The organism is Halomonas sp. KG2 (assembly GCA_030440445.1).
GTDB lineage: Bacteria > Pseudomonadota > Gammaproteobacteria > Pseudomonadales > Halomonadaceae > Vreelandella.
The window spans coordinates 370,514-390,664 of record CP098528.1 but is presented as its reverse complement, the minus strand read 5'-3'; the positions used below and the strand labels follow the sequence as shown (position 1 = coordinate 390,664).

16 protein-coding genes and 2 tRNA genes are annotated in these 20,151 nt (G+C 53.6%); 1 reads left to right on the top strand and 17 read right to left on the bottom strand.

Going from position 1 to position 20,151, the window contains the following annotated elements; translation table 11 throughout:
- Positions 1-5: 5 nt before the first annotated feature.
- From pnp to rlmE, 15 genes are all read right to left on the bottom strand, one after another.
- Complete coding sequence (gene pnp, locus NDQ72_01965; protein WKD28736.1) at positions 6-2,168, bottom strand: polyribonucleotide nucleotidyltransferase; 2,163 nt, start codon at positions 2,166-2,168, stop codon at positions 6-8.
- A 137-nt stretch (positions 2,169-2,305) separates the two neighbouring features.
- A complete protein-coding gene (rpsO, locus tag NDQ72_01960) occupies positions 2,306-2,575 on the bottom strand; it encodes a 30S ribosomal protein S15 (GenBank protein WKD28735.1) in 270 nt (89 codons plus the stop codon).
- Positions 2,576-2,694: 119 nt separating this feature from the next.
- Positions 2,695-3,615, bottom strand: a complete 921-nt coding sequence (gene truB, locus NDQ72_01955) for a tRNA pseudouridine(55) synthase TruB (GenBank protein ID WKD28734.1) — start codon at positions 3,613-3,615, stop codon at positions 2,695-2,697.
- Positions 3,615-4,031: a 30S ribosome-binding factor RbfA gene (rbfA, locus tag NDQ72_01950; protein ID WKD28733.1), complete on the bottom strand. Its 417-nt coding sequence runs from the start codon at positions 4,029-4,031 to the stop codon at positions 3,615-3,617. Before rbfA ends, truB begins: the two co-directional genes overlap by 1 nt.
- A 17-nt stretch (positions 4,032-4,048) precedes the next feature.
- Complete coding sequence (gene infB, locus NDQ72_01945; GenBank protein ID WKD28732.1) at positions 4,049-6,595, bottom strand: translation initiation factor IF-2; 2,547 nt, start codon at positions 6,593-6,595, stop codon at positions 4,049-4,051.
- 26 nt (positions 6,596-6,621) lie between these two features.
- Positions 6,622-8,136 (bottom strand): transcription termination factor NusA, encoded by a 1,515-nt coding sequence (gene nusA / locus NDQ72_01940; GenBank protein ID WKD28731.1) that lies wholly within the window; start codon positions 8,134-8,136, stop codon positions 6,622-6,624.
- Between the two features lie 70 nt (positions 8,137-8,206).
- Positions 8,207-8,668, bottom strand: coding sequence for a ribosome maturation factor RimP (rimP, locus tag NDQ72_01935; GenBank protein ID WKD28730.1), 462 nt, complete (start codon positions 8,666-8,668; stop codon positions 8,207-8,209).
- A 295-nt stretch (positions 8,669-8,963) separates the two neighbouring features.
- Positions 8,964-9,040, bottom strand: a tRNA-Met gene (locus NDQ72_01930).
- A gap of 165 nt (positions 9,041-9,205) precedes the next feature.
- Positions 9,206-9,292 (bottom strand) — tRNA-Leu (locus NDQ72_01925).
- 34 nt (positions 9,293-9,326) lie between these two features.
- Positions 9,327-9,686, bottom strand: coding sequence for a preprotein translocase subunit SecG (gene secG / locus NDQ72_01920; protein ID WKD28729.1), 360 nt, complete (start codon positions 9,684-9,686; stop codon positions 9,327-9,329).
- Between the two features lie 4 nt (positions 9,687-9,690).
- A complete protein-coding gene (gene tpiA, locus NDQ72_01915; protein ID WKD28728.1) occupies positions 9,691-10,440 on the bottom strand; it encodes a triose-phosphate isomerase in 750 nt (249 codons plus the stop codon).
- A gap of 126 nt (positions 10,441-10,566) precedes the next feature.
- The gene (gene glmM, locus NDQ72_01910; protein WKD28727.1) at positions 10,567-11,916 is read right to left on the bottom strand and encodes a phosphoglucosamine mutase; all 1,350 of its coding nucleotides are present in this window, start codon (positions 11,914-11,916) and stop codon (positions 10,567-10,569) included.
- The gene (folP, locus tag NDQ72_01905) at positions 11,913-12,830 is read right to left on the bottom strand and encodes a dihydropteroate synthase (GenBank protein ID WKD28726.1); all 918 of its coding nucleotides are present in this window, start codon (positions 12,828-12,830) and stop codon (positions 11,913-11,915) included. The genes glmM and folP overlap by 4 nt, the downstream gene beginning before the upstream one ends.
- A gap of 107 nt (positions 12,831-12,937) precedes the next feature.
- Positions 12,938-14,935 carry an ATP-dependent zinc metalloprotease FtsH gene (ftsH, locus tag NDQ72_01900; protein WKD28725.1) on the bottom strand — a complete coding sequence of 666 codons (1,998 nt, stop codon included), beginning with the start codon at positions 14,933-14,935 and terminating at the stop codon, positions 12,938-12,940.
- 244 nt (positions 14,936-15,179) lie between these two features.
- The gene (gene rlmE, locus NDQ72_01895; protein WKD28724.1) at positions 15,180-15,827 is read right to left on the bottom strand and encodes a 23S rRNA (uridine(2552)-2'-O)-methyltransferase RlmE; all 648 of its coding nucleotides are present in this window, start codon (positions 15,825-15,827) and stop codon (positions 15,180-15,182) included.
- 114 nt (positions 15,828-15,941) lie between these two features.
- Between rlmE and yhbY the strand changes: the two genes are divergently transcribed.
- On the top strand, positions 15,942-16,268 hold the full coding sequence (gene yhbY / locus NDQ72_01890) for a ribosome assembly RNA-binding protein YhbY (protein ID WKD28723.1): 327 nt from the start codon (positions 15,942-15,944) through the stop codon (positions 16,266-16,268).
- 124 nt (positions 16,269-16,392) lie between these two features.
- On the opposite strand, the gene greA is transcribed toward yhbY, so the two are convergent.
- Both greA and carB read right to left on the bottom strand, forming a co-directional pair.
- Positions 16,393-16,869, bottom strand: coding sequence for a transcription elongation factor GreA (gene greA / locus NDQ72_01885; GenBank protein WKD28722.1), 477 nt, complete (start codon positions 16,867-16,869; stop codon positions 16,393-16,395).
- Positions 16,866-20,096: a carbamoyl-phosphate synthase large subunit gene (gene carB / locus NDQ72_01880; GenBank protein WKD28721.1), complete on the bottom strand. Its 3,231-nt coding sequence runs from the start codon at positions 20,094-20,096 to the stop codon at positions 16,866-16,868. Before carB ends, greA begins: the two co-directional genes overlap by 4 nt.
- Positions 20,097-20,151 lie beyond the last annotated feature (55 nt).

The following is a 20,151-nucleotide window of genomic DNA, read 5'->3' as shown; positions in this document are numbered from 1 at the left end:
TCGCTTTAGCTAGCGACGTCCGCCTCGGCAGCGGCAAAAGCTGCTTTCTCTTCCTCGGTGATCTCTTTGATTGAGAGTTTCACACGATTGCGGTTGTCGATATCCAATACTTTCACAATCACATCATCGCCTTCATTTAAGAAGTCGCGCACGTTGTTAACGCGCTCGGCAACAATTTGCGATATGTGTACCAAGCCGTCAGTACCCGGCATGATATTAACGAAAGCGCCAAAGTCCGCAATGCGAACTACTTTACCGTTATAAAGCTTACCAATTTCCGCCTCTGCGGTAATTGCCAGCACGGTATCGATGGCTTTTTTGGCTGCGGCTTTATCTTCGGCGTAGATGCGCACGGTGCCATCATCATCCAGATCAATAGAGGCGCCGGTATCTTCGCAAATTTTACGAATCGTCGCGCCGCCTTTACCAATCACATCACGGATTTTGTCCGGATCGATTTTAATCGTCGCCATGGACGGAGCATTTTCCGACACATCCGTACGACTTTGACTGATCACGTCGTTCATCTGAGCGAGGATACTGAGACGAGCATCATGGGCCTGTTGCAGCGCTTTCTCCATGATCTCTTCATTGATGCCTTCAATCTTAATGTCCATCTGCAGAGCAGTAACGCCCTCTTCAGAACCGGCAACTTTGAAGTCCATATCGCCCAGGTGGTCTTCGTCACCCAGGATATCGGTCAATACCGCATAGCCGTCTTCATCTTTCACCAAGCCCATGGCAATACCGGCCACCGGTGCTTTTAACGGTACACCCGCATCCATCAGTGCGAGCGAGGAGCCGCACACTGACGCCATGGAGCTAGAACCGTTAGATTCGGTGATTTCCGATACCACACGGATGGTATAGGGGAAAACGTCTTCTGACGGCAGCATCGCTTGAACGCCACGGCGTGCTAAACGGCCATGACCAATTTCGCGACGCTTCGGGCCGCCCATAAAGCCTGCTTCGCCGACACAGTAAGGAGGGAAGTTGTAGTGCAGCATAAAGCGGTCTTTACGCTCACCTTCCAGGGACTCGATCAGCTGCGAATCGCGCAGGGTGCCCAAGGTAGCAATGGCGATGGCTTGAGTTTCACCACGCGTAAATACTGCCGAACCGTGTGTCTTAGGCAGTACACCTACCTCAATCGCTAGAGGACGTACAGTGGCGTTGTCGCGCCCATCAATACGGGGCTCGCCTTTTACCACACGAGAGCGTACAACGCGCTTTTCAAGGCCAGCAAACGCACCTTTCACGTCATCTTTGCTGAACTTACCTTCTACTTCTTCGCCTTCAGCAGCGGCCAACTGGGCAACCGCTTCATCTTTCAGCGCTGACAGCGCATCTTGGCGAGCCATTTTGTCAGTAATGCGATAAGCATCACCTACCTTGGCTTCAAAGGCATCGGCCATGGCCGTTTTCAGTGCTACATTTTCTTGGGCGGGCTGCCAATCCCAACGCGGCTTGCCAGCTTCAGCGACCAGCTCTTTAATCGCGCTAACGGCTACCTGCATTTCCTGGTGACCAAACAGCACAGCACCGAGCATTTCGTCTTCAAGCAGTTCCTGAGCTTCCGACTCCACCATCAATACGGCGTTTTCGGTACCGGCAACAACCATGTCCAGCTCTGAGGTAGTCAGCTCTTCAACGGTTGGGTTTAGGAAGTAGCCCTGCTCTTCATTAAAGCCCACACGTGCCGCGCCAATTGGGCCGTTGAACGGCACACCAGCAATACCCAGCGCTGCTGAGGTGCCCAGTAGGGCTGCGATATCGGGGTCATGATTACGATCAGTCGACAGAACAGTACAGATAACCTGCACTTCGTTCATAAACCCTTTCGGAAATAGCGGACGGATCGGACGATCAATCAGACGTGAGGTAAGGGTTTCTTTCTCAGTAGGACGCCCTTCGCGCTTAAAGAAGCCGCCGGGGATCTTGCCCACTGCGTAGGTTTTCTCTTGGTAGTGTACCGAGAGTGGGAAGAAAGGCTGATTGGGGTTTGCTTCTTTTTTGGCCACAACCGTACACAGTACGACGGTTTCATCCATGGTCACCATAACGGCGCCAGTGGCTTGGCGGGCAATACGCCCAGTTTCTAGGGTGACGGTGCTACGACCGTATTGAAACGTTTTTTTTACCGGATTCACGGCGACTTCCTTTAACATTAATATCTACTTGTCTTTTCGCTTGGGTCGTTTTGACTCGCCACCATTCTAGGCGCTGTGGCGCCATACGGCTACCAGAAACAAAAAAACGGGCAGCCCACAAGGGGCTGCCCGTTTTTGATCGTTGCCGTTAACGCTTAACGACGCAGACCTAAACGCTGAATCAGAGACTGATAGCGTTCAAAATCTTTACGCTTCAGGTAATCCAACAGCTTACGACGCTGGTTTACCATGCGGATCAGACCACGACGAGAGTGGTGATCCTGCTTGTTGGTTTTGAAGTGGTCCTGCAGGCCATTAATGTTGGCGCTCAGCAGTGCAACCTGAACTTCAGGGGAACCGGTATCGTTATCGCCGCGGCCGTATTCGTTGACGATCTCGGCCTTCTTCTCAGCGGTTAATGCCATCTGTCTCTCCAGTAAGCAATATGCCTAAAATTGAATGGGTGAGACCACGCATATTTGCAGTCTCATGCAACTATCTTCACGTACAATTTTCGCGCAAATCGCTACGTCCTTGCAACGCTTTACGAGATAGCGACGGTACTTAACAGTCGCTTGGGAGCTACTTCCTGCGCCCCTTTTACAACGCCAAGGCCGATAAACGTCTCAGCGTAATAAAGTCTTGCCAGCGCATCAGGCTCAAGTGCACCAATGGCTAAGCTAGCCGATTGGCCGTGTGCAAGACGCCCGAAAGCCGTTTCATCCACCGTCAGCGACGGCAAATGATCGACCAGCACATCCGCAGGCATTAGTTCAGCCTCGCGGGTAGCTTGGTCTGCCAGCGCCTCAAGGCCCTCTAGTGTCCACATTGCATCGCCGGTAAAGGGCCCCGTTTTGAGCCTTCTCAACTGGCTAATGTGGGCACCACAGCCCAGCGCATGACCAATATCTTCAGCCAAGGTGCGAATATACGTGCCTTTGCTGCAGCTGACTTCCATCTCAAAGGCAGTGCCCTCGAAAGCAAGCAGCCGCGCATCATACACGCTTACTCGCCGCGCTGCACGCTCAACGTGCTTCCCCTCACGGGCAAGCTCATAAAGCTTTTTGCCTTGATGCTTCAGTGCCGAATACATCGGCGGCACTTGGTCAATCTCGCCGTGAAAGCGAGCTAGGACTGACTCGACATCCTCAGCCGTTAAGCGGGGGATCTCGCGCTGCTCAATGACCGTGCCTTCGGCATCACCGGTGTCTGTAATCACGCCCAGTTCAACACGGGTGCGATACATCTTGTCGGCTTCTAACAGGTGCGCGGAAAACTTAGTAGCTTCCCCAAGGCAAATAGGTAACAAGCCTGTTGCCATAGGATCCAGCGTGCCGGTATGACCGGCTTTTTGCGCCTCAAACAGACGACGCACACGCTGCAGCGCATGATTGCTGGAAATGCCCTTCGGCTTATCCAGCAGCAATACGCCATTAACCGGCAATCCGCGACGGCGACGTGCCATTAGCGCGTCTCCTCACCGTTGTCTTTGTCGCTCCCCTCTTCATCATCCTGTTGACGTGCGCGGTCTGTTGAAACCGCTTCGTCGATCAGTGATGAGAGGTGTTGGCCACGCACCACGCTTTCATCGTAATGAAAGCGCAGTTCAGGTACGTGACGCAGCTTAATACGTTTGGCAATTTGGCTTCTTAGAAAGCCTCCAGCGCGCTTTAGCACCTGTAGGTTTTCTTTGATACGCGCGGGATCTTGCTCACCCAATAAGGTGACATAGATATCGGCGTAGCCAAGATCACGGCTAACGGTCGCGCCGCTCACCGTGATCATGCCCAAACGCGGGTCTTTCACTTCGCGCTGGATCAGTACTGCCAGCTCCTTTTGGAGCTGGTCAGCGACTCGGTCGGTACGCTTAAATTCGCGCATGATTGCTCCTCGCGGCCTTACAGGCTGCGCTCGACCTTCACTTGGTCAAAGACTTCGATCTTATCGTTGACCTGAACATCGTTGTAGTTCTTCACGCCGATGCCGCATTCCATGCCATTACGCACTTCTTGAACGTCATCTTTGAAGCGGCGCAGCGACTCGAGCTCGCCTTCGTAAATCACAACGTTGTCACGCAGTACACGGATACGCTTGCTGCGCGATACGGTGCCTTCGACAACCATACAGCCAGCCACTGCACCAATTTTCGGTGCGCGGAACACATCGCGTACTTCGGCCACGCCCACGATCTCTTCTTTCCACTCGGGAGCAAGCATACCGCTCATCGCCTGCTTAACCTCATCGATCAGCTGGTAAATAACGCTGTAGTAGCGCAGATCCAGACCTTCACGTTCGATGATTTCACGAGCAGCCGCATCAGCACGGACGTTGAAGCCGACAACGATGGCCTCAGAAGCAAGCGCCAAGTTGGCATCAGTACCGGTGATACCACCAACACCCGAGGAGACCACGGCAACTTCAACTTCACCGGTGGAGAGTTCTTCCAGGGCGCCTTTGATAGCTTCCAGCGAACCTTGAACGTCGGCTTTCAGAACGATGTTGACCTTGGCCACTTCGTCTTGGCCCATCTGGCTGAACATGTTCTCCAGCTTGGCCTTCTGCTGACGTGCTAGGCGCACTTCGCGGTATTTGCCTTGACGGAAGTTAGCCACTTCACGGGCTTTCTTCTCATCGGCAACGACCATGAAGTCATCACCTGCATCCGGCGTGCCATCCAAACCTTGGATTTCGACCGGCATAGCAGGACCAGCGGTATCCACTTGCTTGCCCAGCTCATTGGTAAGCGCACGAACGCGGCCGTAATGCAGACCGGCAAGAACGATATCGCCTTTCTTCAGCGTGCCGTTTTGCACCAGAACGGTGGCTACCGGACCGCGACCTTTATCAAGGCGCGATTCAACAACAACGCCTTTACCAGGTGCGGAAGGTACAGCCGTCAATTCAAGCACTTCTGACACAAGCTGAATGGCTTCCAACAGCTCTTCGATGCCATCGCCAGTCTTCGCAGAAACGTGAACAAACTGGGTGTCACCACCCCATTCCTCTGAAATCACGCCATGCTGCGAGAGCTCATTACGAATGCGGTCCAGATCAATGCCCTGCTTATCGATCTTGTTCACCGCCACCACCATGGGTACTTCAGCAGCTTTGGAGTGTTCGATCGCTTCAATCGTCTGGGGCATTACGCCGTCGTCAGCAGCAACAACCAGGATAACGACGTCAGTCGCTTTAGCACCACGGGCACGCATCGCGGTAAACGCCGCGTGGCCAGGGGTATCCAGGAAGGTAACGCCGCCGTGGTTGTCTTCCACGTGGTAAGCACCGATGTGCTGGGTAATACCGCCCGCTTCGCCAGTGGCGACTTTCGCGCGACGGATATAATCCAACAGCGATGTTTTACCGTGGTCAACGTGGCCCATAACAGTGACCACCGGTGAACGAGTGATCTCTTCGCCTTCATAGGAGATGCCTTCCAGCATTTCCGTTTCCAGCGCATCGTCTTTCACCAGTTTGACCTTGTGGCCCATCTCTTCCACAACGATAGCCGCAGTATCCTGGTCAATCGTTTGGTTGATGGTCACGGCCGCGCCCATGTTGAACATGGCCTTGATCACTTCATTGGCTTTGATCGACATTTTGTCGGCTAGCTCAGCAACGCTGATGGACTCAGGGATCGAGACTTCACGGACGATCGGCTGAGTCGGCTTTTGGAAAGCATGCTTGCCGTTGCCACTCTGACTGGCACCACCACCACGACGACCGCCACGACGCTCGGCACGTTTGACTTTCTTACCGCCACCACCGCGCTTACGCTCTTCGCGGTCGCCACGATCCTCATCGTCACTACGGCCTTTTTTCTTAGCCGCTGCCTTTTTAGGCGGCGCTGTACGACGATCCGTGCGGCCTTCTTTCGGCGGCGCAGGCGGCAAATCATCAGGTGCTGGAGTATCGTCGATTTGCAGCTCAGGCACAGCGATATCGGGCACTTCAGCCGCTTTTGCCTTGGCTTTCTCTTCCTCGGCTTTACGTGCAGCCTCTTCCGCTGCTTTCGCTTTAGCCGCTGCTGCCTTCTCTTCAGCTTCGCGGATATCGCGAGCTTTACGCTCCGCTTCCGCTTCTGCCATGTCGCCTACCAGCTGACGCGGGCCAGAATGCTTAGGCTCAGGCGCTTTCGGCTTATCGTCTTCGGCGCTCTTAACGTACGTTTTCTTCTTACGCACCTGCACTTCGATCGTTTTGCCACGCTCGCCCGTTTTAATACGGCTACGGGTTTTACGCGTCAGCGTAATGCGGTTTTTGCTTGCATCGCTGTCACCGCCGCCATGGCTTTTTTTCAAAAAGCTTAGCAGCGTTTGCTTATCGTCTTCAGACACGGCGTCGCTTTCTGACGCATGTTTTAAACCAGCTTCTTTCATCTGTTCCAATAGGCGGGGCACATCACGGCCCACCTTTACTGCAAAATCTTTAACTGTCATATCTGACATAGTGACCCTCCTCAGCCCGTGACCTTTTACTGTGTGTTCGAATCCGATACGCCATCGTCTTCAAACCAGGGCGCACGGGCAGTCATGATCAGTGCCGCTGCGCGCGCTTCGTCCAACTCCTCGATATCGACCAGATCGTCGACAGACTGCTCGGCGAGATCTTCCATGGTGACGATGCCTCGGCTAGCCAGAATGAAGGCCAGGTGGCGCTCCATGCCGTCCATGTCCAGCAGATCGTCTGCTGGTTGGGCACCGTCTAGCGCTTCCTCCGAGGCAATGGCCATCGTCAGCAGCTCGTCTTTCGCTCGTGCGCGCAGCTCTTCCACCAAATCTTCATCGAACTCTTCGATTTCGAGCATCTCTTCAAGCGGCACGTAGGCAACTTCTTCCAGGGTGGTGAACCCCTCTTCTACTAATAGGCGGGCAACGTCTTCGTCCACTTCCAGATGCTGAACAAAGGAGTCCACCAGGCTATCAATTTCCTGCTCACGTTTTGACTCAGCTTCATCTTCGGTCATCACGTTAATACGCCAGCCGGTTAGCTCAGAAGCTAAGCGCACGTTCTGGCCGCTACGACCAATGGCCTGCGCCAGATTGTCTTGAGCAACGGCAACGTCCATGGCGTGAGCATCTTCGTCAACCAGGATAGACGCCACATCGGCAGGTGCCATGGCATTTATCACCAACTGCGCTGGGTTGTCGTCCCACAACACAATATCGACACGCTCATTTTGCAGCTCTGACGACACTGCCTGTACGCGAGAACCGCGCATACCAACACACGCCCCAACAGGATCGATGCGGCGGTCGTTAGTTTTAACGGCGATTTTGGCCCGCGAGCCAGGGTCGCGCGCTGCACCTTTGATTTCAATCAGCTGTTCAGCAATTTCCGGCACTTCAATTTTAAACAGCTCAATGATGAACTCAGGACAGGTACGCGACAGCTGTAGCTGCGCACCACGTGCGTCTGGATCAACTTTTACTAGCAAGGCGCGTACCCGCTCATTCATGCGGTAGCGCTCACCGTGAATCATTTCGTTACGCGGCAAGAACGCTTCAGCGTTTTCACCCAGGTCGATAATCAATCCGTCACGCGTGGTTTTCTTGACGATACCTGCCACTAACTCGCCTTCGCGGTCAGCGTACTGGCGAACCACTTCAGCGCGTTCGGCTTCACGCACCTTTTGCACGATAACCTGCTTTGCAGTTTGTGCAGCGATACGGCCAAACACGGCATTTTCAATCTTTTTCTCAACCACATCGCCTAGTTTCAGCGGCGGATCACGCTGCTCAGCGATGGTTTCTTTAATTTCATAATCAGGTGTTTCAAATTCGTCATCTTCGACAACGGTCCAGTAGCGGAACGTATCGTAGTCGCCCGTGCGGCGATCGATATGAACGCGCACATTGGCTTCTTCCTGATCAAAACGCTTGCGTGACGCGCTAGCTAGCGCGGCCTCAACCGCTTCAAAAATAACATCGCGGGGGACGCCTTTTTCGTTAGAGATCGCGTCCACGACCATTAAAATTTCTTTACTCATGCGTTTGCCTCGCCAGAAAACCTGTCCTTTTGTGCATCATCCCGGCAGCCTGCCGGAAGCCGCCACCCGTTTATTCGTCGAATTGCGGGACGACGTGCGCAGAATCGATGCTTTCGATTGGAAAACAGTACTCTTCGCCATCCAGCTGTAGCAGTACCTCATCGCCTTCGACACCAGCGAGAAGGCCTTGATATTTACGCCGTCCATCAAAAGCCACGCGCAATTTGAGCGCAACGTGGTGGCCTTGATAACGAATAAATTGATCCAGGGTATATAAGGGACGTGCCATACCAGGCGACGAGACTTCCAAGCGGTATTCGCCAGGAATGGGATCTTCCACATCCATAACGGCACTGACTTGGCGACTAATATCAGCGCAATCTTCCACGCTGACGCCACTTTCGCGTTCGATATAAATCACCAGCCGCGAATGCTTGCCCTGGGAAAGATGGTCGATACCCCATAGCTCAAAACCCATGGCGGCTACGACAGGTTCGATCAGCGCGTGAAGCGCAGCGTGTTTTGTGGCCACAGACAAAGCTCCTATAGCCGTTGCATCAGGCACCTGGCCAGGAGTTGAATGAGAAGCTAGGTGGCTGATTGGCGTTACCCGGAAATGTGTCTCTGGCAATTCGGAAGACATCCGCTCTGGAGACACTCTTGGCTCTCGAAAAGCTACTAACAAAAAGCCCCTTCACAGGAAGGGGCTTTTCGAAAGAAACCTGTAATACCACCTAATAACATGACTTGGCTTTCGCCCTTGCCCAACCAGCATCAAGATTAACTAACATCAAGACTTCTTAGGCGATTAACATGCTACTAGTAAATGGTAGCGGGGACCGGATTTGAACCGATGACCTTCGGGTTATGAGCCCGACGAGCTACCAGACTGCTCCACCCCGCATCAATCTAGGTCGACGATAATAGACACTTGAACCACTTTCGTCAACCTTTCTTTTCAAGTGCATTTTTCGTCTTTGGTGCCAATCCCTACTTTTTGACAATAGCTCATTTAATGAAGCTTATTTGACAAAATAACTCTGGGAAGCTGGCGAGCCAGCAAAACAGATGGTGCCGAAGGCGGGACTTGAACCCGCACGACCATACGGTCACTACCCCCTCAAGATAGCGTGTCTACCAATTCCACCACTTCGGCAACAGGGGAGGCTAAAAAAAGCAGTATCAATATGTTACTCGCTGCTTTCCTCTAGCACTGGCGCGGTATTATCCATACTTGCAGGGCCATCGTCAAGCGTTGGAATATTGCGCTGCTGCTCAATCAGGCGAGAGTCGGGAATACCCGCTTCGGGCGCTTGTCCTGCCTGGGTCGCAAAATAAGCCAATGCCATTGAGGTAACAAAAAAGCCGGCGGCTAAAAGCCCCGTTGCGCGAGACAAAAAGTTACCGCTCCCCCGCGAACCAAACACAGTTTGCGATGCCCCGCCACCAAAGGCGGCACCCGCTTCGGCACCTTTACCCTGCTGAAGCAGGATGAGCACAACCAAGGCGATCGCAATCACCACGTGAACCATAAGAATTGCAACTTGCATGGGATTATCCTGCTGACTGACAAATGGCGTAGAAATCGTCGGTTTTAAGCGAAGCACCGCCCACTAAACCGCCGTCGATATCCGGCTGAGCAAGCAACTCAGCCGCATTATTTGCATTCATGCTGCCGCCGTAAAGCAACTTAAGCTGCTCGGCTAGCGTTTTATCAAACCCAGCCTGGTAGGTACGAATACCGGCCATTACTTCCTGAGCCTGCTCAGGCGTTGCTGTGCGACCTGTCCCAATTGCCCATACGGGCTCATAGGCAATAACAACCTTAAGCCGCTGTGCCGGCTCTAAACGCGCCATTGCATAGCCAACTTGCCGCAATACAACATCCATCGTGCTACCGGCATCGCGCTCTTCTAGGGTCTCACCCACACAAAGAATCGGCGTGATGCCGATATCAAGCGCGGCTACCAAGCGGTCAAACACCTGCTCATCACCTTCTTTGTATAGCTGGCGACGCTCAGAGTGGCCAACCAGCACATAGGCCACATCAAACTCTTTAAGCATACGCCCGCTGATCTCACCCGTATGCGCACCTGAGTGCTGAGGATTGAGCGTCTGCGCCCCTAACTGTAACGGCGTATTTTGGAAAGCACTTCGTGCAGCTTCCAAATAGGGAAACGGCGGAATAACTACAACGTCGATATCATTAGGTAGCTTGGACGCGGCGAAGGCGTCTCCGAACGCTTGAATCAACGCCGTGGAGCCGTTCATTTTCCAGTTACCGGCAATTAATGGCGTACGCATCGATTATCCTCACTCAAGGTGGAGCGAAATGGTATAGGAGCGGCCTTGTCAAGACAACCGCTGTTATACAGGTTCGTTAGTTGGGGACGTGGCAAGCATACTCGCCTATCAAACACTTTTACCAAGCTAGCTGAGCAACGCCTGGACCTGATCGGCAAGTTTATGCGCGAGACGGTCAACATCCAGGTGAGCCCGCCCTTCCACCATCACTCGGATTAGCGGCTCAGTGCCCGACGGCCGTAGCAACACTCGGCCCTGGTCACCCAGCTCATCTTCAAGGGCAGCCACTGCTTCGAGTAGCGGCTTTGCCGTCATGACATCTTTTGCGTTGGTACCCCCAGGCAGCCTGACGTTAACCAGCGACTGGGGCACCTTTTCCAACCCCGTCAAGAGAGACAGCAGCGGCTTTTGCTCTCGCACCATCAACGCCAACACTTGCAGCGCTGAAACAATTCCATCGCCCGTCGTTTGAGCATGACCACATACAATATGACCTGATGACTCGCCTCCCAGCTCCCAGCCGTTGGCAGCCATCATCTCCATGACAAATCTATCACCCACTTTCGCGCGCTGAAAGGGAATCCCCAGCCGCTCCAGCGCCATGGCAAGCCCGAAGTTGCTCATCAGAGTGCCCACCACGCCGCCTTCAAGCAGCCCCCGTTCGTGACGATCTCGGGCAATCAGGTAAAGAATATCGTCGCCATCCACCTCACGGCCATCGGCATCTACCAACAGCACTCGATCTCCATCACCATCAAAGGCAATGCCTAAATCAGCACCTTGCTGAATCACCGCTGCACGCAGCGCTGCGGGATGGGTAGACCCCACTTGATGGTTAATATTCACCCCATCAGGGGAGGAACCAATTGCGCTTACATCAGCACCTAGCTCACGAAATACGTTTGGCGCAATGTGGTAGGTAGCCCCATGAGCACAATCCAATACCACTTTTAGACCATGCAGACTGAGACGATCAGGTAACGTCGATTTGCAGAACTCGATATAGCGCCCTGCAGCATCGTCAATGCGCGTCGCTTTACCCAACTGAGCCGCGCTCGCCGTTGTCAGAGGTGCATCAAGCATCGTCTCAATGCGATCTTCAATCTCGTCGGGTAGCTTTTTACCCTCGGCAGAGAAAAACTTAATGCCGTTATCATCAAAGGGGTTATGCGACGCGGAAATCACTATCCCAGCGTCGGCGCGAAAGGTACGCGTTAGATAGGCGATCCCCGGTGTAGGCATTGGCCCCAGCAACGCAACATCGACACCTGCGGCAGACAGCCCCGCCTCCAAGGCTGACTCAAACATATAGCCAGAGATGCGCGTATCTTTACCAATTAACACACGCGTGCGGCCTTTTTCACGGCGCAACACCTGACCCACCGCCCACCCCAGTTTGAGCATAAAATCGGCAGTAATCGGCGCTTGCCCAACCGTACCGCGAATTCCATCGGTACCAAAATAACGTCGCGTCATGGCGTCATCTCCTTATTTAGCGGTGACTCGCAACCCTCCTGAAGCACCGCCCATGCCATATTGACGGCATCTACCGTGGGCCCGACATCATGCACACGCAAAATATTGGCGCCCCGCTCAACCGCCATAGCTGCTAACGCCAAACCGCCGGCCAAACGCTCCTCCACCGGGCGACCCAGCACTTTACCAATCATGCTTTTCCGCGACATCCCGACTAGCAGCGGCAACTCCAGCGCCTGAAGCTCTTCCATATACTTCAACAAGCGCAGGTTATGCTCAATAGTTTTGCCAAAACCAAAACCAGGATCGACCAACAGACGGCTTCGGCGAATTCCAGCGGCTTCACACGCCGCTACCCGTTCAGCAAGATAGTCGGCAACCACTCGCTCAACTGACTGACCGTAATAGGGCGACTGCTGCATATCCTGGGGCTCACCCTGGCGATGCATTAAACACACAGGCAGGCCAGTGCTTGCCGCAGCGCCCAGCGCACCCTCGCGCTCTAGCGATCGCACATCGTTAATCATACCAGCGCCAAGCGCGCTTACTTCTCGCATAACGGCAGGGCTACTGGTATCTACTGACACCAGCGCATCTAGCTCGTGCACTAACGCTTCAACCACAGGTGCCACACGATCTAACTCTTCTTGCTCTGATACAGGGCTAGCCCCTGGCCTTGTCGACTCCCCGCCCACGTCAATCATCGCGGCACCTTCCGCCAACATTTGCTCAGCGTGGTGCAGCGCACTATCTAGACCAATGTGTTGCCCACCATCAGAGAAGGAGTCCGGCGTAACATTCAGAATACCCATTACCCGTGGAAACGAAAGATCTAATGAATGGCGCCCACAGCGCAGGTGATATGCGCCATCCGCTGCCCGTGAAGGCGATGAAGAGTCAACGATCGGTTTCATGCTGCGGCCTACTAAAAGAAAAAACGTGTTTGCAATTGCTTCACAGCATAACAAAAAGGCGCCCCGTTATGGGGCGCCTTTGCCAACATCTCTAACACTCACACATGTTAAGGACCTGCGGGACCGCCTAACGGGTCAGAAGGACGACGGCGTGGCTCGTCATCATCTTCTTCGCCATCGTCGCCAGACGCATCAGAAGACGTACCGTCAGCCTTCTCTTCAGGCTTGTCGTCGCTAACACGCGTGCCGCCGCCCGATGAATCACCGTCGTTCCAGCCTTCTGGCGGACGCGGATCGCGCCCCTCCATAATATCTTTCAGCTGATCAGCATCGATGGTTTCGTACTTCATCAGTGCTTCGGCCATCGCGTCTAGCTTGTCGCGATTATCTTCCAAAATCTGACGAGCCTGCTCGTAACACTCGTCGATAATCTTGCGCACTTCTTTATCGAGACGAGACGTTGTTTCGCCAGATTTTAGCTTACCACCACCCTGACCAGGGCCACCAAGGAACTGGTGAGACTCATCCTCGTCGTACATGATCGGGCCCATTTCATTCGACAGCCCCCACTTAGCGACCATGTTATGGGCGAGCTCGGTGGCACGCTTAATATCGTTTGAAGCACCCGTTGTCACACCGTTAGCACCCAGCGTCATCTCTTCGGCGATACGCCCACCAAACAGCGAGCAAATCTGACTGAGAATTTGCTGGCGAGACAGGCTGTAACGATCTTCTTCCGGCAAGAACATCGTGACGCCTAGCGCACGGCCACGCGGAATAATCGTCACTTTGTAAACAGGATCATGCTCAGGCGCAATCAAGCCAATAATGGCATGACCTGATTCGTGATACGCCGTGTTGAGCTTCTCTTTATCGGTCATCACCATCGATTTGCGCTCAGCGCCCATCATGATCTTGTCTTTAGCAAGCTCTAACTCCTCCATGGAAACCAAGCGCTTGTTACGACGGGCGGCAAACAGCGCTGCTTCGTTGACCAAGTTCGCAAGGTCCGCACCAGAGAAGCCTGGCGTACCGCGCGCAATCAGCTGCGGCTTAACGTCATCCGCCAGCGGTACTTTACGCAGATGAACGCCCAGAATGTGTTCACGGCCACGAATATCCGGCAGCCCAACCGTTACCTGACGGTCGAAACGACCCGGACGCAGCAGCGCAGGATCAAGAACGTCAGGACGGTTAGTGGCCGCAATGACGATGACACCTTCATTAGCTTCGAAGCCATCCATCTCTACCAGTAATTGGTTGAGTGTCTGCTCACGCTCATCATTGCCGCCACCCATGCCAGCACCGCGCGAACGGCCAACCGCATCGATTTCATCAATAAAGATAATGCAAGGCGCTTGTTTCTTGGCTTGCTCAAACATGTCACGAACGCGTGAAGCACCAACGCCCACGAACATTTCAACAAAGTCTGAACCAGAGATAGAGAAAAACGGTACTTTGGCTTCACCCGCGATGGACTTGGCCAGCAGCGTTTTACCTGTTCCTGGCGGACCTACCATCAATACACCGCGCGGGATTGTGCCACCCAAACGCTGGAATTTAGTAGGATCACGCAAGAAGTCTACAAGCTCTTCAACTTCTTCTTTCGCCTCGTCACAGCCCGCAACATCGGCAAATGTTGTCTTGATCTGATCTTGGGAAAGCAGTTTGGCTTTCGACTTACCAAAGCTCATGGGACCGCCTTTACCGCCACCGGCTCCACCCTGCATTTGGCGCATAAAGAACATAAAGATGGCCAGAATAAGCAGAATCGGGAAGCTCGCAATCAGCAAGCGCGTCCAGATGCTTTGTTGTTCCGGCTCTTTACCGACAACGGTCACGTTGTTGCTTAGCAGATCATCCATCAGCTTAGGATCTTCCGCCGACGGGCGGATGGTCTGGAACTGAGAACCGTCCGTACGCTCACCAATGATGGTATAGCCATCAATCGTGACACTACGTACCTGCTGATTTTGCACCTGCTGCACAAACTGAGAGTAGTTGGTGGTTTGCGGTGCGCTTTCCGTACTGAAATTGTTGAACACTGTCAGTAGAACGGCCGCGATGACCAACCACAGAATCAGGTTCTTCGCCATATCGTTCAAGGGGCTACCCTCATTACAAGAATCCGTCAGTTAACCGTCAATACTCAGACCTTACACTAGAGCTTAACGTTCAACCATTGCCAAAGCACATTTTGCTTTGGGCCATCTGTGTCACGCTCGTCCAATGTGCATAATGTGACACAATTTACGCCTGCCTGTCTGGCAATCGTGGTGATAAATCTTTGCTATTACCCGCCAGTATCTACACGCTCGCACTCACTGACGAGTACAGGGCCACGTCTCGCTAGCCTCGAAATCCTTCCGCTAAAAAATAGACTTCCCGCGAGCGCGCCCTCGAAGCATCCGGCTTGCGAGTCACAACACGATCAAAGCTACTTCGGAGCTCTTTCAAATAGGTATCAAATCCTTCGCCTTGAAATACCTTAGCCAGAAAACGCCCGCCAGGCGGTAGCGTTTCTCGCGCAAGTTCCAAAGCGAGTTCAACAAGGTACATTGCCTGTGGCTGATCAATAGCCGCCATACCACTCATATTGGGGGCCATATCGGACATCACAAGGTCTACCTGACGATTTCCTAGACGTTCAAGAATCGCGTTAAGCACGCTCTCTTCAGTAAAATCGCCCTGGATAAAGTCAACGCCGGCTAGGGCATCCATCTCTAATATGTCTGACGCTATCACGACACCGTCAGGCCCCACCTTTTCTGCGGCAATTTGACTCCACCCCCCTGGGGCAGCGCCTAGATCAATTACCGTCATGCCTGGGCGAAACAGCTTATCCTTTTCATCAAGTTCAAGCAGTTTATAGCTTGCACGTGAGCGATAGCCATCTTGCCAGCGTTGTTTCACATACTGATCGTCGAAATGTTCTTTCTTCCAGTTGTTGCTGGTCTTGCTCACTGAATGTTTACGGCTTGGGGGCTTTTGCTGCATGTGGGAATCTAACACTGGAATAAGAGATGGGCGCATTCACGCGATTGCTTTCACTTAACGGCATTTCACCGTAAGATGGAGCGTTAAGCGCTAACCGGGATACCGCAAGATACCATGAGCTTGTCACAGGCACAAAAGAAAGCATTTCGTAGCATTGGCCACCACCTCAATCCAGTGGTCACCGTTTCTGAGAACGGCGTCTCCGAAAATTTGCTCGCAGAACTCAGCCGCGCGCTCAACGATCACGAGCTCATCAAAGTGAAGCTCGCTATTACAGAGCGGGACGACCGCGTCGCAATGCTCAATGAGCTAGTCGCCGACAGTAACGCCGAGCTAGTACAAACCATTGGCAAAATGGCGCTGCTCTATCGCCGTAACCCAAAGGTAAACCCCAAGCTTTCCAACATCACGCGTTTTGAAAACCACCACGGACGGCATTAACCCACACGTGGCTCGTTAACCAACGCATGATACTAAAAGGCCCGCGACGTCACCGTCACGGGCCTTTTAGTGTGCCTGGATTGCAGGCGCCTTCAAGACGCCTGCCCCGCGTCACCGCGGTAAATCAGAGATGTTCAACACTCTCAATTTCGTACTCAACATCGCCACCAGGTGTTTTTACCACCACCACATCGCCTTCTTCTTTGCCAATCATCGCTCGGGCGATAGGTGAGGTCACAGAAATGCGCCCCTCTTTAATATTGGCCTCGTCTTCACCAACAATGCGGTAGGTAACGCTGGCGTCGCTATCCAGGTTCAGCAACGATACGGTAACCCCAAAGATCACCTTACCGGTTTTTGGCAGCTTAGTAACGTCGATTACCTGCGCACCTGAAAGCTTGCTTTCAATTTCCTGGATACGGCCTTCAATAAATCCTTGCTGCTCGCGAGCGGCGTGGTACTCGGCGTTCTCCTTGAGATCGCCATGTTCACGCGCTTCAGCAATAGCAGCAATAACTTGAGGGCGGGCTTCGCCCTTCAAGTGATTAAGCTCTTCGCGAAGACTTTTTTCTCCCGCTACCGTCATCGGGACCTTGTTCATTGACTTGCTCCTGCATGCAGATCCTGAAGGCGCCGCACCGTAATCTCCCTACCGTACTCCAGCGCCATGCAAACAGCATTAGCGCCCGCCAAGGTGGTCGCATAGGGCACCTTGCGCGCGAGAGCAGTACGGCGAATAATTGAAGAGTCGTTAATAGCCTGACGACCTTCAGTCGTGTTCACGATGTAGGCGATTTCGTCGTTCTTCAACAGATCGACAATATGGGGACGGCCTTCGTAGACTTTATTGACGTGCTCCACTTCCAGTCCAGCAGCCTCAAGTGCTGCCGCTGTACCGCGCGTTGCACATAGTGTGAAGCCCAATGTTAGCAGAGAACGCGCCACTTCGATAATCCCTTGCTTATCAGGCTCGCGCACTGAAAGGAACGCTTTACGCTCGCCATCCAATGCTGGAATGGCTTCGCCAGCGCCCAACTGCGCTTTAAAGAACGCTTCTGCAAAGGTCTCGCCAGAGCCCATTACTTCACCCGTCGACTTCATCTCGGGCGACAGAATCGGGTCAACACCCTGGAACTTGTTGAACGGAAAGACCGCCTCTTTCACGCTATAGAAGTGCGGGATAATTTCGCGCTCAAAGCCCTGCTCGGCCAGTGTCTTACCCGCCATGCAGCGCGCCGCAATCTGTGCCAACGAAGTGCCGATGCACTTCGACACAAACGGTACGGTACGCGACGCACGAGGATTAACCTCGATGACATAAATTTCGCCATCCTGCCACGCCAGCTGCACGTTCATCAGACCTTTAACGCCCAGCTCAACGGCCATCTTCTTGACCTGCTCGCGCATTTCATCCTGCACATCGGCAGGCAGCGAGTAAGGCGGCAGCGCACAGGCGGAATCACCAGAGTGAACGCCCGCTTGCTCAACGTGCTGCATAATACCGCCGATTACCACCTGCTGACCGTCCGACACCGCGTCGATATCAATCTCGATCGCGGCACTCAAAAAGTGGTCAAGCAGAACGGGAGAGTCGTTAGACACCTTCACCGCATTGGTCATGTAGTTTTCAAGCTCGGAGGCGTCATAAACGATCTCCATTGCCCGTCCACCCAGCACGTAGCTAGGACGCACCACCAGCGGGTAGCCAATGGCCTCCGCCTTGGAAAACGCCTCTTCAAAGCTACGGGCGGTGGCGTTGGGTGGCTGCTTCAGACCTAACTTGTCGATCATTACCTGAAAGCGCTCGCGGTCTTCAGCGCGGTCAATGGCATCTGGCGTGGTACCAATAATCGGCACGCCTGCTGCCTCTAGCTCACGGGCAAGCTTCAGCGGGGTTTGACCACCGAACTGCACAATTACGCCAACCGGCTTCTCTTTATCGGCAATTTCTAACACATCTTCCAGCGTCACCGGCTCAAAGTAGAGGCGATCAGAGGTGTCATAGTCGGTAGAAACGGTTTCCGGGTTGCAGTTGACCATGATCGTTTCATAGCCATCATCGCGCATGGCAAAGGCGGCATGAACACAGCAGTAATCGAACTCGATACCTTGACCGATACGGTTCGGGCCACCCCCCAATACCATAATTTTCTGACGATCCGAGACGTCCGCTTCGCACTCCTCTTCATAGGTGGAGTACATATAAGCGGTGTCAGAGGCAAATTCCGCCGCACAGGTGTCGACACGCTTATAAACCGGACGAATACCCGCTGCCTGGCGCGTTTTACGAAACTCTTTTTCAGATACACCCAACAGCTTGGCTAAACGTGCATCACCAAAGCCTTTGCGCTTAAGCTGGTACAGCTCGCGAGCAGAGAAATCGACCAGGGCGCGCTTGGCGACGGCATTTTCAGTCAACACCAAATCTTCCAACTGCACCAGGAACCAAGGGTCGATATTGGTGAGCGCAAATACCTCATCGACACTCATTCCAGAGCGCATGGCGTCAGCCACGTAGAAAATACGCTCGGCACCGGCGGCCTGCAGCTCGCCCTGAATGATCGCCATGTTATCTGGCGTGAAATCGGTGATGATCGGATCAAGACCGTCGTTACCGGTTTCCAGACCGCGCAGCGCTTTCTGCAGCGACTCTTGGAACGTACGACCAATCGCCATCACCTCGCCCACCGACTTCATCTGGGTGGTCAGACGGTCGTTTGCCTGCGGGAATTTCTCGAAGGTAAAGCGCGGAATCTTAGTGACGACATAATCGATTGATGGCTCAAACGACGCGGGCGTACGGCCACCGGTAATATCGTTTTGCAGCTCATCTAAGGTGTAACCCACCGCTAGTTTCGCGGCGATTTTGGCAATCGGGAAACCAGTGGCCTTAGATGCCAGCGCTGACGAGCGTGATACCCGCGGGTTCATCTCGATAACCACTAGGCGACCGGTTTTCGGGTCCATACCAAACTGTACGTTGGAACCACCGGTTTCCACACCAATCTCGCGCAGTACCGCGAGGCTGGCGTCACGCATGATCTGGTACTCTTTGTCGGTCAGCGTTTGCGCTGGCGCGACGGTAATCGAGTCACCTGTGTGAACACCCATAGGATCGAAGTTTTCAATCGCACAGACAATGATGCAGTTGTCATTCTTATCCCGCACCACTTCCATTTCGTACTCTTTCCAACCCAGCAGCGATTCGTCGATCAGCAGCTCGTGGTTATTGGAAAGCTCGAAACCGCGGGTACAGATCTCTTCGAACTCTTCTTTGTTATACGCCACGCCGCCGCCGGAGCCGCCCATGGTGTAAGAAGGACGAATAATGGTCGGGAAGCCAAGCTCAGCCTGGATTTCCCAGGCCTCGTCCATGGTGTGCGCCACCTTGGCTTTCGGGCACTCCAAACCAATACGCTTCATGGCTTGATCGAACAGATCGCGATCTTCAGCCATGTTAATCGCATCGGCGTTGGCACCAATCATCTCGACGCGGTACTTTTCCAGTACGCCATGCTTTTCCAGGTCAAGCGCACAGTTGAGCGCTGTCTGGCCACCCATAGTGGGTAGAATCGCGTCCGGGCGCTCGGCCTCAATAATTTTTTCAACCGCTTGCCAGGTAATCGGCTCGATGTAGGTGGCATCGGCCATGGCCGGGTCGGTCATGATGGTGGCCGGGTTGGAGTTAACCAAAATAACCCGGAACCCCTCTTCACGCAGCGCTTTACACGCCTGGGCGCCAGAGTAGTCAAATTCGCAGGCCTGGCCGATGACAATCGGGCCAGCGCCAATGATAAGAATGCTGTTGATATCGGTACGCTTAGGCATAACGGTTCCCGCAAAATAGGTGACGATGAGCGACAAAAAAACGGCGTTACATGGC